Genomic DNA, 17495 nt, shown 5'->3' with positions numbered 1-17495 from the left:
GACGTTTCACTTTCGCTACCAAAAGAGAAATTAAAAATGAATTGCGCGATTATCTACTGCTAACGCTGATTCCGCTAGCACCTCATTGAGTGACGGATGTGGATGAATGGCCTGGCTAATTTCCCAAGGCGTTGCATCTAATAATTTAGCAAGTGATGCTTCTCCAATTAAATCTGTCACATGTGGTCCTACCATATGAATACCCAAAATATCATTCGTTCCTTCATCGGCAATAATTTTCACAAAGCCATCTGTCTCTCCATTAACAAGCGCTTTTCCAATCGCCTTGAACGGAAACTTACCGACCTTCAATGAATAACCTTGCTCTCGTGCAGCACTTTCTGTTAAGCCAATACTTGCAACCTCAGGGTAAGAATAAACGCACTTTGGTACATTTAGAACATCAAGTGCATCTGTTTTACCCGTTGCAATATGCTCAATTGCAGATACCCCTTCGTGTGAAGCAACATGTGCTAATTGTAAGCCACCGATAACATCCCCTATGGCATACATATGTGATTCCTTTGTTTGATACGAATCATTAACTTTGATAAATCCATTCTCAACTTCAATTTCTGTATTATCTAATCCAATACCTTGTGTATTTGCTTCACGTCCTACACAAAGTAATACTTTATCAGCCTCAAATAATTCATCTTTATCATTAACCTTCGCAGAAATGAAAACGTTATCATTTTCAATTTTAAAGGTTCCTGTATCTAAGCGAGCGTTTGTCACAATGCGGACGCCTCTTTTTTCAAGCTGCTTGGTTACTTCTTTTACAATATCCGTATCCTCTGCAGGTAAAATGGATGGCCCATATTCAATGACCGTTACGTAAACCCCAAAATCACAAAGCATCGAAGCCCACTCAATACCAATAACTCCTCCGCCAACAATTAACAATGACTTTGGGAGATTTTCCATTTCCAGTGCATGATCAGAATTCATCACATATTTACCGTCAACCGTTAGTCCCGCCATTCCTCTTGGCTTTGATCCTGTTGCAACGACCACATTTGTTGGAACTAGCATTTCATTTTCATCGCCATTATTCATTTCAACTGAAATAGTGCCAGGCATTGGTGAGAAAATGGACGGCCCTAAAATACGACCCGTTCCCTGATAAACGTCTATTTTGCCCTTTTTCATCAGTGTATTCACACCTTGGCTCAATTGCTCAACAATCGTTTGCTTCCTTGCCTGCACTTTGTCGAATTGCAATGTAACACCTTTAATATCAACACCATATTCAGCAGCCGTTTTATTTGCCATACGATATACTTCTGCACTTCGAAGTAAGGCCTTACTTGGAATACAGCCTTTATGCAAGCATGTTCCACCTAGGCGCTCACGTTCGACAATAGCTGTTTTTAAGCCCAGCTGTGCAGCTCGAATTGCTGCAACATAGCCACCTGTACCTCCGCCTAAAATGACAACATCATAATTTTGAGCCATATGGATTCCCCCTTATGAGAAAGATGCTAAAGCATCCTGTTCCTTTGGTACCTAAGATAAATGATCTGCCTTTGCAGTTTAAATTCATTAGTTAAACTATTAATTTACTATAAAGTTAGAAGAAGTCGACAATGCGACTTCTTCTAACGAATAAGCGGTTCTTAACGACCATTTAAAATATTTTTTTCATTTTTTAAGAATTGGCTGCGAGATTTTGATACTCGAGCAATACGTTCTTCTGCTAAACGATTAGCTGCAACATATGTCGGTATACCATCACGTTTAGAAATCTCGAAGATTTTTTCGATACTATCATAAATGCCTTCAACACGCTTCATCGCACGCTCACTGTTATATCCATATAATTCATCAGCTACATTTATTACTCCACCTGCATTAATCACATAATCAGGTGCATAAGCTATCCCTAATTCATGTAAATAATCACCATGGCGAGAATCTTGTAGCTGGTTATTAGCAGAACCAGCGATAACTTTTGCTTTTAGTTGCGGAATCGTTTCATCATTTAAAATCGCTCCTAATGCACAAGGTGCGAAAATATCAACTTCCTGTGAATAAATTTCTTCTGGTGCTACAGCAGTCGCATCAAAATCATTCACAACTCGATCAATTGCCGCTTGATTAATATCTGTAACAACAAGTTTTGCACCTTCATTATGTAAATATTCGCAAAGCTTGTAGGCTACATTTCCTAAACCTTGTACAGAAATAGTACGCCCCTCTAATGATTCAGATCCAAATGCTTCTTTTGCTGCTGCTTTCATACCACGGTATACCCCGTAAGCAGTTACTGGAGATGGGTTTCCTGATGAACCAAAAGCCGGAGATATTCCCGTTACATAATTTGTTTCCTCATGAATTAAATCCATATCTGCCACTGTTGTACCAACGTCTTCTGCCGTAATATAGCGACCATTAAGCCCTTGGATGAAACGTCCTAATGCACGGAACATTTCTTCATTTTTATCTTTAAATGGGTCACCAATAATAACCGTTTTTCCTCCGCCAAGGTTTAAACCAGCTGCAGCATTTTTATAGGTCATCCCTCTTGCTAAACGTAATGCATCCTCTATCGCATTTTCTTCTGATGCATATGTCCACATACGTGCCCCGCCTAGTGCTGGCCCAAGTGTTGTGTCATGGATAGCGATAATCGCTTTTAACCCCGATGCTTCATCTTGGCAAAATACCAATTGTTCATAATCATACTTTTCCATATACTTGAAGATTTCCATGAAAACTCGCCCCTTTGCTTTAGAAAGTGCATCCCCAAATGCCCATTCCAATTAAGTATAATAAATGTATCAATTATGCCTCGGCATAATTGCGTCCGGAATCGGCTTTGTGCTACACAAAGAATTCCTTTCCGATTCCGTGACATCCGCCGGAGGCTTTAAATTCTTTCAGCAAATATCTTTTGTACCGAAAGCGTAGCGACAGGTACAGGTATTTGGGTACCAGCTGAAAGAATTTAAAATGTTTAACAATGGATAATATTGCTCCATTTATTTTTACAATACTCACAATTTCACAATTTATCAACTATTATTACACTTTCTTATTTAAGTAAGAATTTTCTAAACATTCAGTTACAATTATTCTATTATTTCTATACTTGTCTTTGGGTCCACCGGATACTTAGTTCTATAACCTTCCTTGACATTCCAATATCCACAGGTACAATTAAAATTAGGAATAAGGGGGGACATGCATGGGTCGTTTAGCTGCTTTTATTGTGATGCTAATTCCAGGTCTTATGGCTGCAGGTGGCATTAAATTTATGCGTGATACATTATTTGGTAAGCTCATCTCACCTTTCCCATTTTTATGGCTACAATTCGTCGTTGGCATTATTCTTTTTGTTATAGGCTTTGGCTTTTTCGCAGGATTCTTACTTCACCGCGATCGAAAAAATGGAAAAGTGGCTCCGCGCTTCCAAAAAAAATAAAAATAGCTATCCTTTTAAGTCCAAAAGACTTATTGGATAGCTATTTTTATCTTCATTCATCAGAATGATTAACGTTGCTGTTTTGCAATAACTTTATCAGGAAAATCAGTAATCCAACCCATTACAGAAGGATGTGGATTCATTAAAAATGGTTCATCTCCATCAATTGCATAAACACGACATGCTTTGTCACTCGCTACACAGGCCTCTAAATATCTTGGTTTATAATACCTTTTATGCATATGAACACTATCAATTGCTTTGTAATCACTAAGCATATCCCATTTTAATTTTTTTGTTGCTATAAGTGCCGTTTCATAGTCCGGCCTATATTGTTTCACCATCTCCAGAAGCTCATAGTGAAACGATGAAAAATGACTGCCAACAGGCAAAGTTAGCCCATGAAGCATTTGAATAAGTGCGGTTTTATTATCGAGTATTGTTGATTTTAATTCGATATTAAGGGGTAGCTGTTGTGAATTTGCCCATGCTAAAACTACATCAAACGTCGGGATTTTATACGTTGAAAATAATCGCCTCCAAGGCTTCCCTAGTTTAAAGCTTATTAGCTCCTCTATCGTACATTCATTCACAAGCTTATTAATGCCAGCCAATCTCGACAGCTGTGGATCGTGATACACAACCGGAATACCTTCTTTTGAAAGTTGGATATCTAATTCAATCCCATCTGCGCCAAGCTCTAAAGCCTTTTCAAAAGCCTTCAAAGTATTTTCAAGTGTATACGCTGAAGCCCCGCGATGTGCAAATACAGGAATGAAAGATTCACTAGACATTTAACTCACCTAATTCGATTAGAAATTTACCATTTGTCATTTTACTTAATTGGGATGATTTTTTGCCAATTTGAATATAGGTACCTGGATGAGCTTCCTTCGTCACAATAATTTCTTCTTTTCCAGCATGACGCATTTCATCCATTATTAGCTTGACCTCACGATCAATTGCTACTGCATCCGCTTTCAATTTTGTTAAGCTCTGTTTTGTTTCCTCAAATGTAGCTATCTGTTCCTTAGACATTTTGTTAAGGAACGGCAGTAAGTTTTTAATTTTCCCCTCGTGATTAGAGATTTCTGCTTGCAGCGAATTAAGCTGTGTAGCTTTCTCTTGCATACTAGAGTATCTTTCCTGTTTATTAACGCTTTCGATGATTAAGTCCGTTCGACGCTCTAAACGATTTCCTGTGATGGCAGTGACGATTGTATTCTTAGCTATTGCACGTCCCCCAATAATTTTCCCTCTTCGTTCGTCCACAAAGATTGAGTGTGCAGAGAGTTGTGATCCTAATGCATAAGATCCTATATGAATGCTGTCAGTTGCAACTAGATTTGCTTCATTGACATGCTTAACGAAAATATTGCCGCCTGCCTCTACAATTGTTGAGCCCAAACCAAAAATCCCACCACGAATATAAACATCACCTTCAATGGATTTAATAAGTTTGGCACCGCTTACACCTTCAGCACCCTCGATGGAAATATCTCCAGTAGCAATGACTGTATAGCCTGATGAAACTGTTCCTTTAATGCTTAAAGAGCCATTAAATTCGAGATTCCCTGTTTCAACGCCAACGTCCCCATTAATCGGCAAATGTCTATTAACACCGATCATGCCTTTGACATCATCTAATACACCAGCTATTTTAGAACGGATGACCGTTTTCCCATCCTCTTCCACTTCATAAGCTGATTTTTTATCATATCGTATAGGAAAATCACGACCAGGTACAGTAGCCATAATTTCGCCTAGTACATTTTCCCCCTGTTTACCTAATGTCGCAGGGATTTTTTCGCCCAGCCACGAACCTTCTGAAATTTCAGAAATAAAGTTCATGTCATAATAATTAGCTTTCCCATCTTCGCGAATTACCGGCTTTCTCTCTGGTTTAGGTAAGTATGTAATTTGTGCATCTGCTCCTGCTACAGATGGTGTTCCTTGTGCAATTAAAAATGCTTTTCCTGACTCAATTTTAGAAATATCAAAATCTAATATTCCATGAACAATTCCTTCATTCTCGATTGTTTCCAGAATTTGTTGAGTTAATTTCTCTTTATTCTTTAGTAAATAATCATGAGTTTCATATACAAATATAGAGGCAGACATTTTGTCTCGTGCAATTTCTGCTTTAACATTTGGAAGCCAGCGTCCAATTTCAACAGGGCTTGTGTTTTCTGTTGCTAAGACATTTTTTAATATTGAAAAATTTGATAATTTAAGTCGGGGATGACTACGTAAAATACTATCAAATTCTTTTAATGGATAACCGGCACTGTAAGTAAGCATATAGACCTTGCCATTTTCTTCGGTGATTTCGAATTTATCATTTCGAACTAGAATCAAGCTACCTCCTCCTTCCCTCTAACTGTAAGTATATACAATCTATTTACATTTGTTTAGAGACAATTGTCACTACTGAGAAAGAATTCACCCATACTTTGTAAGTAATACACTCACATATCCTTTTAAATTTCATATCGAAATTAGTCTATTTATACTAAAAAAAGGTATGTTTTTACTCAAATTTAAAAATCCCGCTTCATTAATTGAACAATTTCCACTGTTATTAATCAGGGAATTCACAAAATCTATAACAAATTGAAATAAAATAGATAATGTATCTCTCATAATTTTCATAAACATAGATTAGGCCTTCAATACTAAATGAATATATCTTGTAAACCATTTATCAACTACTTATACAAGCGTTCGAAAAGAGTTGAAATATGGCTACTGATCATTCTCTAAAATAGCCTCAATGCGAATATGAGCACCTATTTGATCAAAATTCAGGAGCTGTTCACGCGTCATATAGTAAACACTAATGCTTCCATTAATGCCAAGTCGCACCTCAAATAAATTTTCTTCTATCTGCGTTATTTCTAACGAGTTATTTTCGTCAAGTTGTAAGTTTACGCTTTTCATATGTTATCACCCAAAATAATTATATACGTTCAAGCAAAAATAAACAGTATTGTTGACATCCATAGGAGACTTTAGGCCAACAAATTTTTTTGCCCGAAAACGTAGCGGCAGTAGCAAATGTTTTTTTGCGCGAAAGCGTAGTGCTAACGTAGCGGCAGCAACAAATGTTTATTGGTGATAAATTGCCACTGGACAAGGCGTTTTAGACTGAGTCCCTCAATTTCAGCGGATGTTAGTACATCCGCTGAAAAGTAACTTAAACCCGCATTCATCTCGCCACCTATGAGGTGGGAGACTCTGTACCTGACGCTTCACTTTCCTAATACATATTCTGCTAGCACACTTTGAATTTTATATATGTTAGTTGTTTTATTAAAGTTTTTTTGTATCGGTAATTCATTACCTGAAATCCAAATTTTCAACTCTGCGTCTAAATCAAAAGTTCCCGCAGTTTCAACTGAAAAATGAAGAATACTCTTATATGGAATCGAATGATATTGCGTTTTCTTACCAGTTACTCCCTGTTTATCGATTAAGATAAGTCTTTTATCCGTAAAAATTAAAGTATCTCTTATGATTTTATAGGCATTCTTAATTGTTTCATGAGGTGTTAATAAATCATTAACTTCTTCCCGTAATTTGTCTAGATTTACTTCACTTGCATTCCCTATTATCCCATCAAATAACCCCATCTTAATTCCCCCTCCAAAAGTCCATTCTTCATTTAAAATATGAGATTATTTTTCCATAAATTCTATACGTTGCAGTTTATCTTTAAAACCAGTAACATCAGCGAAGGCAATTGAAAAAAGAATGCTCTTTTAGGCATTTTATCCAACAGTCCAACATATAACGCTCGATTTCGATTTTTGGACATAAAAAATACGCCCTTCAAACAGTCGGCATAAACTGTCTAAAAAGGCGTTATATTCTCTTGTCTTGCTTCATTTCTGCAATTTCGGCTTTCAATTCTTGTAGCATTTCGATAATCGTTTTTTCAGTTTCGTTTGTCATTTTGAATTCTCCTTAATTTAGTATGATACCATAATGTTTCAGAGAAAAAGAGGCTTTCTCCCTTTATTAAATATGCTGTTTAGTTTCTGTCCCATAAAGGAATGCGAATAAATTATTGATGAATAGTATAGTGTACTGTATGTTAGTTCTATCCGTCGCTTCGGGCATTCTTTCCGTCGCTCAAGAGAGGCTTTCCGTCAATTCGAACGTTCTATCCATCAATTCAGAGATTCTATCCATCTTTTCAATGGTTCTATCCACGACTTTGGACTTTCTATCCACCATTTCGGAGGGTCTATCCATCGTTTCAGTAATTCTTTCCGTCGCTACTGAGGGTCTATCCGTCGTTTCTAAGAAATAAAACAAGGGATAGGCTTATTGCTTTATGAATTGATTTTTAACAGCACATAAAATTGCTCCGCTAACCAAGCAAAGAACGCCGCTAAAAAATGTGAGTTACACCTCTAACTCATATGAATGTCTATTCCATACTGATGTAATTTCAGTTTCCTTGCCATAGATTGGGATGCGAAATTATCCAACGAGGTACTATATAGAGCAATTCGACCTCTTTTTTGTACCTCTGCTGCCCAAGCATTTGTAACATCTATACCGTACCCTTTTCCACGGTAATCTTCATGTGTGAATACGCTTGCTTCATCTGCTTTTTGGGACCTCCTTGCACTACAACAAATAGAAACAGGAATATTGTCCTTCATTATTACAAAACAGGGTTCCTTATATTCAAAATCCTCAAATGTATGTGGGAAGTAAGGTTTTAAAAGCTCTTTATTTTCGTGAGTTACTTGTATTACTTGTGTATGAGAACAAACCATTACATCCGGAAACACATACGCTGGGCCAATCCATAAATTATTTATTTGACGGTCTATGCTTAAAACATTAATTAATTCTGCAAGATAACTAACAGAATTTATACCAATAACCTGTTCTAACTTCTTTACAAGGCTCGCATCTAGCGTTTTTGAATACCTTACTACACTTCCAAGGTGGGTGCCACCAACGAAAATTCTTGGTGCAACATCGTATGGTGGTTCATTCACGACTGTTACTCGATTTTCAGTATCGTGTTTAAATAACACGTTCACATGAAGTTCCATCAATTCTAAATCAGATAACATTTATATCCCTCCGTAATTTAACGTATTAATCTAGGTTTGATTGTTTAATCCTCCATCTTCTTGATCTGGAAGCATTTCTCGAATACTTGATAATGCTCCTAAAGCGTTGAATTGAATTTAGTAATGTGCTTTTCTTCTGTTAGATCTAATGTATTCCCGCTTCCATCACTGAAACAATTACCGTTACGTTTTATTCCGTAAAAATTGTCCGTTCCCCTCTTAAATTGCGGTCATAATAAGTTCCATCTCTGATGCTGCGTAAATTACGTTGTTGACCGTTAAAGGTTCGCCCATGAATACGTATAAGGCGCCTTGACCTTCGCTGTAATATACGTCTGTTTTACGTCCAGTCCGTTCGAGTAGTTTGCGTTGGATATTAACGATACCTGCTGCGATTTCCATTCCTTTCAACCCTCCTTGTTATTCCGTTTGATCTAGCGTCGAAATGCTTTAGGTGATAAATACGTTGACTTGCGATATAAAACCGTTTTTAGCCACAATTTATAAATGCGAAATAAAGGCGCTTTGCTTCCTTATTACTTACACCCGAGCATAATCCCGTTTTCGGACAAGATATCCGCAAAAACATTTAAATGTTTTCCTCGATGGATCCACGCTATCTTACCATTGATTTAGCCGTTATAAGCCGTTTAGGATAAATACTATTACTTGCGTACCATGGCGGTTAGTGCAAGGAATAACGTTGAATTAAGTTTAGAAAATTAAATAATTGAAAGTGGTCATCTAAAATGCACGAAATATAAAAAATTTTTATGAACGAACCCTGGTGGTTGATTTCAACAAGTATGTCAAAATCCTTAACTAAAGAGTTAGAGAAAGAACTTTTACTAAAACACATTCTCTACGAAAAAGAAGCTGTAGCAGTGGCTAGAAGAAAAGATAATGATGATGATGTTATTTTTTGGATTAAAAAGCTAAATAAATATGATGTAGTTCATTTAATATATTCAAAAGAAACTTCAAGTGATTTCACTATTACATTACTATTTACATTAAGTAAGTTAGAAGAATACTGTAAGACTGTTTCAAAATTTCATTAATCAAATGGAGGATATTAGTTAAAACTTAATCAAACAATTCTCCTATTCTAGCCCCAGTATCGAAGATTAATCGCGCAATTACCCAGGTAAAGATCGAATTTCGAAACGTCGAAAGAACGGAAAAACTGTTTTAGTTCATCTTCGAGCATAACTTTGATTTTTCGCTCAGGTTTAACATTATTTAAATCCTTCAAAGGATTGCTGAGGATAAGTTGTTCTGAAAATAAATGTGAATAAAATGTTTTTATGTTACGTACATAATTAACTATTGTCGTTTTACTAACTGGCTTGCCAAAATCGCTACGCCGTTCCGGGTAGTTTACAGGCGTTTCATCAGCACTTACTTCGAACTTCCCTCTTTCTTCGATTGAACGTATATAAGCTTGTAATAGCTCTGCCTGACATTTTTAACGTCATCTATTTCGAAGTTATCCAAGAAATACCTTGCGAATAGTTTAAGCGTTTGCTCATATGATCTTAACGTTTTAGGCGAGAGACCTTTTGCGGAAAATTCAACATATAACGGTTGATTTCGATTAAAAATGGTCTGATAGACATAAAAAATACGCCCCCTCAAACAGTCGGCGTAAACTGTCTAAAAAGGCGTTATAATTTTCGCTATATAAGTGTTATCTAATTTAGATTTACCGGTCATTCGCCGCTAAGCCACACGTTACAAACCTTGATATACCGCGATTAACTAGCCATCATGTCGATACGAATCTTGTCTGCAATCATGGCGATGAATTCGCTATTTGTCGGCTTCGACTTTAAATGATGTACCGTATAACCAAACATCGACGAAATTGATTCATAATTGCCACGATTCCATGCGACTTCAATGGCATGACGAATCGCACGTTCAACTCGTGATGGCGTTGTGTTGAATTTTTTAGCAATTTCTGGATATAAAATTTTCGTCACAGAGCCTAATAACTCGATATCTTCGAACACCATCTGAATAGCTTCTCATAAATAAGAGTAACCTTTAATATGTGCGGGAACACCGATTTCTTTAATAATTGCTGTAATCGTGCTATCTAATTGATGTTGATTTAATTTTTGAGGTGACGCTGGTTGTAAAACACTTGTCTTTTTAGGAAGTGTAGCCTTCTGTCCAGCACAATGTAAGATCTTTTGAACCAATTGATCAAATTCAAATGGCTTTAGCATGAAATAGGATGCACCTAAGTCTACAGCCTGTTTCATCACATCTTCTTGACCAAAAGCAGTTAACATTATAACTTGAATTGATGACATTCGTTCATTTTGATACATCGACTCTAAAACAGCTAACCCATCAAGATGTGGCATTATTATATCTAGTAGTAAAATATCTGGTGTGAATTCCTCTAGCATTTGTAAACAAACTTTCCCATTTGAAGCAGTTGCAATTATTTCAATTTCAGGATGCCCTTGAAAATACTGCTCCATCGTTTTTAATAACTCACGATTATCATCTGCAATCGCTACTTTAACCTTTGTCATTTAAATTCCTCCTTTTGAACTGTGCTTTGAATCACCTCAAAGCGTCACCTATCCCCAAATGCATTTTTTGCACACTTTGGAATTTTCGACATTTTTGTTTCAAAAACCTTTTCTATTCTCAAAAATGAGTATGTAGTCCGATACTTTCTTTTTATATCGACAAGTTATGATAAATACCTGGCAAAACTTGATATGCTTATATCATTTATTTTAGAGAAAAAATGGAGATAAAACTACAGTTTTTTTAAAGTGTCGCTAATCGCTTCATAAATAAACGAAATACTTGATGAACAAGATATTTTCATGAAAGAATGGAGCTACCTCTTGGCAGCTCCATTCTTTCATGATGATTTTTTTAACATTTCTGCTACTGTAAGTGCTGCTCCCTTTTTTGGCTCCTCCACAAACATATGTGTAACCGCACCTACAAAACGACCGTCTTGAATGATAGGACTGCCACTCATTCCCTGCAAAATACCACCTGTTTTTTCAATGAGCTTTTTGTCAGTTACTATAAATTCAAGGCGTTCATTTTCAACCTTTGTAATTTCAATTGAAAAAGTTTCCACCTTACTGCCCTCAATCGCCGTGTAGATTTCAGCTTTCCCTGTTTTTATATCCTTTTCATGCATAATTTCAATTGCTTTAGGCAAACTTTGTTGATAACCGTCTTCCCAACGGCCAAAAATTCCATAAACTGTATTTTTATCTATACTCCCTAATCGATCTTGATGTTTTTCAATGGAGGATATTTTATAGCCAGGTTGACCGGGTATGCTTTTACGAATTTGTTGAATCGAAGCTAAAAAAATGGAGCCAGCATGGAAAATAGGGGCTTCTTGTAACGTTGAATCAACGATTTGGTGGCCTAATGCACCGTAATTTTTTGTCTCTGGATCAATGTATGTCAATGTTCCTACTCCATCTGTTTCATCTTTTAGAAAGGAAATAACATGTTCTGCTTCTTGCTCCTGTAAATCAAGTGTCACTTCTTTTCCTTCACTTTTTAACGTCCATTTTTGTTGTCCTTGCCGAGCAACAGCTTTTTTGGCATCTTTTAGCGTTTTTACTGTCATATCATTTATTTTTTCAATTACAGCGCCTCCTTTCATCCATTGATTGGAGGCTAATAGCACATCATGTGCTACAAATACATGTGATAGCTGAAGTTGAATACCAATTGCTTCGCCCATCGGAATTAGCTTTTTTGCGGCAAAAGCCTTTACGGGCATGAATAATAAAACAATGAGCATAGGCAAAATGACAAATTGACGCCAACGACGATACATACGACACCTCCTTTTTATTTTTGTCTTGTTACTATGTGTTTTTGTGGCGTTCTTATAAGCGGTAAATATTTGCGCAAAAAGAAAAAACCCAGAAACAACGAGTTGTTTCTGGATTCTTTTGCTATCTCATTTGTTTTTTCGTTCATTAGCCATTTTTAAGAGCTCTGTTGCGTGCTGCAAAGTTAAATCTGTAATTTCCGCTCCAGACATCATGCGACTGATTTCTTCAATACGAGCATTCGTATCTATTTCCAATAATGACGTAAATGTTCGATCATGCTCGACTTCTTTTTTTATAAAATAATGATGATCGGCCATCGCAGCCACTTGCGGTAAATGCGAAATACATAAAACTTGAGAATTAACGGATATTGCAGCAATTTTTTCTGCGATTGCTTGCGCAACACGACCACTTACACCTGTATCTACCTCATCAAAAATAATAGATGTTATGCCATTAGAAGATGAGAAAATCGTCTTTAACGCAAGCATCATACGTGATAATTCTCCACCAGAAGCAATTTTCGGTAAAGATTTTGGCGGCTCGCCTACATTTGTAGAAATATAAAAAATTACTTGGTCTTTACCATTCGCATCAAAGTAAGGCAATTCATCAAAATTAACAATGAATTTTGCTTTTTCCATATGTAATTCACGTAGTTCGGCCATAATAGCTTCACTTAAATTATGTGCAGCGTCCTTTCGAACTGAAGAAAGTTCTGAAGCAAGCTCATTTAACACTGCTTCCATTTCCAATACTTTACGTTCTTTTACTTGCAAAATTTCGTCTCGATTTAAGAGCTCATTTAGCTCTGTTTTAATTTTATCGTAATACGCTAAAATCTCTTCAACTGTTGAGCCATATTTGCGTTTCAAATTTTGTATTAAGGCTAAACGTTGCTCAACTTCATTTAAACGAGCAGGATCAAATTCTAATTCATCCAACACATTTTTGACCTGGTAAGCAGCATCCTGTAACGCATAAAATGCAGTTGTGACAGATTCTGCGGCCTCTTTAAATTGCTCGTCAACCGTCGCAGCATCCTCTAAGGCACCCATTGCATTGCCAATCCAGTCAAGGCCTTTTGAGTCACCTTGAATAGCTTCATATGCGGCACTCGAGCGTTCGAAAATCTTATTGAAATTCATTAGACGTCGACGTTCATCAAGTAGCTCATCTTCCTCGCCAAGTTTTAAATTGGCATCCTCCAGCTCTTTCATTTGGAATTGATACAAATCAATACGTTGCGCCATTAACTGTTCATCAATCGAAATCGAAGCTAATTCTTTTTTTAGTGAACGATATTCATCATATTGGGAACTGTACAAATCTTGAATAGGTGTAAGTTGTTCCTCGGCAAAATGGTCAAGTAAATTGATATGTTGTTTCTCATCCATAAGTTCTTGATTTTCATGCTGTCCATGAATATCAATGAGGCTAGATCCAATATCACGTAGTACAGATAATGGTACAAGTTTTCCGTTTACTCGACAAACACTTTTTCCAGTATCATTTAAATCACGGCGCAAAATTATAGTATCTTCTTCAATTTCAATGCCTGCCTCTTCAAGTTTCTTATGAACAGGATGTCCAGAACTTGAAATTTGAAATAAACCACCTAATTCAGCCTTTTTAGCTCCATGACGAATAAATTCGGAATTTCCTCGTCCACCAGCAAGTAAATGCACGGCATCGATAATAATTGATTTTCCTGCACCTGTTTCACCTGTTAAAACTGTTAAACCACCTGAAAAACTAACTGTTAAATCCTCAATGATGGCAAAGTTTCGAATACTAAGCTCTCTTAACACAAATTGTCACCTCTGTATCAAATTACTCTACTATTTTATAGCATTTCTAATAAGCGATTTTTTGTATTTTCACGCTCATCTTCGTTACGACAAATAATTAAAATAGTATCGTCTCCAGAAATAGTACCTAAAATTTCAGGCCAATCTAAATGGTCAAGTAGTGATGCAATAGCATTGGCATTACCAGGAAGAGCCTTCATTACTAAAAAGTGTGATGCACCATCAATGCTGACAAAAGCATCAGCTAACACACGGTGTAATTTTTGTATAGGATTGAAACGTTGGTCTGCGGGCAAGCTATATTTATAGCGTCCATCCTGTAAAGGTACTTTTACAAGATGAAGCTCTTTAATATCACGTGATACTGTTGCTTGTGTCACATTATAGCCTGCATCTTTTAAAAAATCGACTAAATCATCTTGTGTTTCAATTTCATGATTGGCAATAATATCCCGAATTCGAATATGTCTTTGTCCTTTGTTCATGTCGGTCACCTCTTATAAATAGTTGAATATTTGTATATTTACACTACCATTTTACACATAAAAGCACAAGAAAAAACACGGCTCTATAAGCGAGCACGTGTTATTTTAGTGCACTATGCGCTTCTTCAACGAGTGCATTAAAAGCTGTATATGCAGGAATTTCTTCATTACCTATAGGATTCACTAAATGGAATAAAAATTCAATATTTCCCTCTCCTCCTGTAATCGGAGAAAACGAAGCATCCTTAACGACAAAGCCAACCTCTGTCGCCATTGCAGCTGTCTTTTCTAAAACTTCTAAATGTACTTTTTTATCACGAACAATACCTTTTTTACCGACATTCTCTCTCCCAGCTTCAAACTGAGGCTTCACCAGTGCCATTACATCGCCACCTGGCATTAATAATGTTTTTAAGACAGGTAAAATAAGTGATAATGAAATAAAGCTAACATCAATTGTTGCAAAGTCTGGTAATCCCTCTGTTAAATCTGCTGCTGTCGTATAACGGAAGTTTGTTTTTTCCATTACAGTTACACGTTCATCAGAACGGATTTTCCATGCAAGTTGGTTAGAACCAACATCTAATGCGTAACAATGTCTTGCACCCTGCTGTAATGCGCAATCGGTAAAACCTCCTGTAGAGGAGCCAATATCAAGCATTAGCTTCCCCTCTACAGACATATCAAAAATTTGTAGCGCCTTCTCAAGTTTCAAGCCGCCACGACTAACATATTTCAAATCAGAGCCTTTTACTTGTAATGGTGCATCTATAGCTATTTTTTCCCCCGCCTTATCAATGCGAGTTTCATTAGAAAAAACTAGTCCTGCCATAATAGAGCGCTTTGCTTTTTCTCGCGTTTCGCATAGCCCACGCTCTACAAGTAAAATGTCTACACGTTCTTTTGGTTGTTTTGTCATTATTTATTCAAACCTACTTGCTGTTTTTGTTGAAGTAACACGTGCATACGTGCCACTGTATCCTCAGCCGTCATATGAATTTCAGCGAGAAGCTGATCTACATTACCATGCTCAATAAATTGATCAGGGATTCCCATGCGATCGATTATTGCAGTTAAATAGCCATGGTCATGGGCAAATTCTAATACACCACTACCAAAACCACCTTGTAGGACTGCCTCTTCAATCGTCAATATTGGTTTACGACTTGTTAATATACGGTGAAGCATATCCTCATCCATCGGTTTAATGAAACGAGCATTGACTACTTCTATCTCTATACCTTGCTGTGCTAAAATATTGGCTGCTTCCATTGCCATAGGAATCGTCGTACCAAAGGTTAAAATCGTTGCATCCTTACCTTCACGTAACACTTCCCAGCTACCAATAGGTAACGTCAGAAGCTCATCATCTAACGGAACACCTATACCATTACCTCGTGGATAACGTAACGCAATTGGACCGCCATCATAGTCAATGGCTGTTTTCACCATATGCTGACCTTCATTTTCATCTTTTGGCATCATAATTGCCATATTTGGTATTTGACGAAGGAATGCAATATCAAATACGCCTTGATGTGTTTCACCGTCTGCACCAACTAAGCCTGCACGGTCAATTCCAATAAAGACATTCAGATTTGGACGTGCGATATCATGTAGTACTTGGTCATAGGCACGTTGAAGGAATGTTGAGTAAATGGCTAAAAATGGCTTCATGTTTTGAGTCGCTAAACCTGCCGCCATCGTTGCTGCATGTTGTTCAGCAATCCCCACATCAAAGAAACGTTCTGGGAAATCCTTTTGAATCCCTTGTAATTTTGAACCCACTGGCATTGCAGGAGTAATAGTGACAACGCGTTTATCCTCATGAGAAATTTTGCGGACTGTATCAGCAATCAAGCTACTCCAAGCTGGACCTTTCGCCTCAGACTTTACAAAGGCACCGTTTTCAATTTTATAAGGTCCTGTCCCATGCCAATTACCAATTGTATCATCCTCTGCAGGTTTATAACCTTTGCCTTTTTTCGTAATGACATGAACGAGCACTGGGCCTTTTACTTTTTTAGCTTGTGATAAAGTTGTCTCCAGAGCATCAAAATCATGTCCATCAATCGGACCAAGATATTTAAAGCCTAACTCTTCAAAGAACACACCTGATACTACTAAATATTTTAAGCTATCCTTTACGCGCTCAGCCGTTGTAGCAAGCTTACCACCTAGCACTGGAATTTTATTAATGAGCGATTCCAGTTCTTCTTTTGCTTTTGAATATTCTTTGGCTGTACGAAGACGCCCAAGTACATTGTGTAACGCTCCGACGTTTGGAGCGATTGACATTTCATTATCGTTTAAAATGACAATCATATTTGTTTTAGCATGACCTATATGGTTTAATGCCTCCAGTGCCATACCACCAGTTAAGGCTCCATCTCCAATAATTGGGATTACGAAATTCTTTTCTTTTTTGATATCACGTGCTGCTGCCATACCCATGGCTCCTGACAAAGATGTCGAGCTATGACCAGTCTCCCATTCATCATGTTCACTCTCCACACGCTTTGGAAAACCACAAAGCCCTTTGAACTGACGTAATGTATCAAATTGATTTGCACGACCTGTCAAAATTTTATGCACGTAAGCTTGGTGGCCAACATCCCATAAAAACTTATCTTGTGGACTGTCAAACATTTTATGGAGCATAATTGTTAGCTCCACAACACCTAGGTTCGGTCCAATATGACCACCTGTGACAGAACATTTTTCGATTAAGAAGGTACGAATTTCTTGTGCAAGTCGCTCAAGGCCCTTCTTATCTAAGCTTTTTAAAAAGGCTGGACTAGTTATCTTATTTAAATCCACCTTTCTCACACACCTTT

General features: G+C 37.1%; 16 protein-coding genes and 1 pseudogene. 2 read left to right on the top strand and 15 right to left on the bottom strand.

What is annotated here, in order from left to right; all coding sequences use genetic code 11:
• Positions 1-30 precede the first annotated feature (30 nt).
• Complete coding sequence (gene lpdA / locus ACZ11_RS05005) at positions 31-1458, bottom strand: dihydrolipoyl dehydrogenase (protein WP_049664232.1); 1428 nt, start codon at positions 1456-1458, stop codon at positions 31-33.
• A gap of 161 nt (positions 1459-1619) precedes the next feature.
• Entirely contained in the window at positions 1620-2714 is a 1095-nt protein-coding gene (locus ACZ11_RS05000) for a Leu/Phe/Val dehydrogenase (protein ID WP_049664229.1), read from the bottom strand.
• A gap of 476 nt (positions 2715-3190) precedes the next feature.
• Between ACZ11_RS05000 and ACZ11_RS04995 the strand changes: the two genes are divergently transcribed.
• On the top strand, positions 3191-3427 hold the full coding sequence (locus ACZ11_RS04995; RefSeq protein ID WP_049664227.1) for a DUF2627 domain-containing protein: 237 nt from the start codon (positions 3191-3193) through the stop codon (positions 3425-3427).
• Between the two features lie 68 nt (positions 3428-3495).
• On the opposite strand, the gene ACZ11_RS04990 is transcribed toward ACZ11_RS04995, so the two are convergent.
• The 6 genes from ACZ11_RS04990 to ACZ11_RS04965 all read right to left on the bottom strand — a co-directional run bounded on the left by ACZ11_RS04990 (position 3496) and on the right by ACZ11_RS04965 (position 8925).
• Positions 3496-4221 (bottom strand): glycerophosphodiester phosphodiesterase, encoded by a 726-nt coding sequence (locus ACZ11_RS04990; RefSeq protein WP_049664226.1) that lies wholly within the window; start codon positions 4219-4221, stop codon positions 3496-3498.
• Positions 4214-5785: a DUF342 domain-containing protein gene (locus ACZ11_RS04985; RefSeq protein WP_049664224.1), complete on the bottom strand. Its 1572-nt coding sequence runs from the start codon at positions 5783-5785 to the stop codon at positions 4214-4216. Before ACZ11_RS04985 ends, ACZ11_RS04990 begins: the two co-directional genes overlap by 8 nt.
• Before the next feature lie 387 nt (positions 5786-6172).
• Entirely contained in the window at positions 6173-6367 is a 195-nt protein-coding gene (locus ACZ11_RS04980) for a hypothetical protein (protein WP_049664223.1), read from the bottom strand.
• A gap of 311 nt (positions 6368-6678) precedes the next feature.
• The gene (locus ACZ11_RS04975) at positions 6679-7059 is read right to left on the bottom strand and encodes a PH domain-containing protein (protein WP_049664222.1); all 381 of its coding nucleotides are present in this window, start codon (positions 7057-7059) and stop codon (positions 6679-6681) included.
• Positions 7060-7845: 786 nt separating this feature from the next.
• The gene (locus ACZ11_RS04970; RefSeq protein ID WP_049664220.1) at positions 7846-8523 is read right to left on the bottom strand and encodes a GNAT family N-acetyltransferase; all 678 of its coding nucleotides are present in this window, start codon (positions 8521-8523) and stop codon (positions 7846-7848) included.
• A gap of 219 nt (positions 8524-8742) precedes the next feature.
• Positions 8743-8925, bottom strand: a complete 183-nt coding sequence (locus tag ACZ11_RS04965; RefSeq protein WP_049664219.1) for a hypothetical protein — start codon at positions 8923-8925, stop codon at positions 8743-8745.
• 389 nt (positions 8926-9314) lie between these two features.
• Between ACZ11_RS04965 and ACZ11_RS04960 the strand changes: the two genes are divergently transcribed.
• On the top strand, positions 9315-9584 hold the full coding sequence (locus ACZ11_RS04960; RefSeq protein ID WP_236690781.1) for a hypothetical protein: 270 nt from the start codon (positions 9315-9317) through the stop codon (positions 9582-9584).
• A 340-nt stretch (positions 9585-9924) separates the two neighbouring features.
• Here ACZ11_RS04960 and ACZ11_RS27415 read toward each other — a convergent pair whose 3' ends face one another.
• From ACZ11_RS27415 to dxs, 7 genes and pseudogenes are all read right to left on the bottom strand, one after another.
• Positions 9925-10161, bottom strand: a complete 237-nt coding sequence (locus ACZ11_RS27415) for a site-specific integrase (protein ID WP_134008450.1) — start codon at positions 10159-10161, stop codon at positions 9925-9927.
• Positions 10162-10280: 119 nt separating this feature from the next.
• Positions 10281-11072: pseudogene (gene spo0A, locus ACZ11_RS04955) on the bottom strand (sporulation transcription factor Spo0A).
• Positions 11073-11413: 341 nt separating this feature from the next.
• A complete protein-coding gene (locus tag ACZ11_RS04950) occupies positions 11414-12361 on the bottom strand; it encodes a SpoIVB peptidase S55 domain-containing protein (RefSeq protein WP_049664215.1) in 948 nt (315 codons plus the stop codon).
• A 126-nt stretch (positions 12362-12487) separates the two neighbouring features.
• Positions 12488-14173 (bottom strand): DNA repair protein RecN, encoded by a 1686-nt coding sequence (gene recN, locus ACZ11_RS04945; protein WP_049664214.1) that lies wholly within the window; start codon positions 14171-14173, stop codon positions 12488-12490.
• A gap of 35 nt (positions 14174-14208) precedes the next feature.
• Positions 14209-14658, bottom strand: a complete 450-nt coding sequence (gene ahrC / locus ACZ11_RS04940) for a transcriptional regulator AhrC/ArgR (RefSeq protein ID WP_049664213.1) — start codon at positions 14656-14658, stop codon at positions 14209-14211.
• A 100-nt stretch (positions 14659-14758) separates the two neighbouring features.
• Complete coding sequence (locus ACZ11_RS04935; protein ID WP_049664211.1) at positions 14759-15577, bottom strand: TlyA family RNA methyltransferase; 819 nt, start codon at positions 15575-15577, stop codon at positions 14759-14761.
• A complete protein-coding gene (dxs, locus tag ACZ11_RS04930) occupies positions 15577-17478 on the bottom strand; it encodes a 1-deoxy-D-xylulose-5-phosphate synthase (RefSeq protein ID WP_049664209.1) in 1902 nt (633 codons plus the stop codon). The genes ACZ11_RS04935 and dxs overlap by 1 nt, the downstream gene beginning before the upstream one ends.
• Between the last annotated feature and the right edge of the window lie 17 nt (positions 17479-17495).

It is taken from the genome of Lysinibacillus xylanilyticus (assembly GCF_001183605.1).
GTDB classification, from domain to species: domain Bacteria; phylum Bacillota; class Bacilli; order Bacillales_A; family Planococcaceae; genus Lysinibacillus; species Lysinibacillus xylanilyticus.
This window is presented reverse-complemented; position numbering and strand designations above follow the sequence as displayed.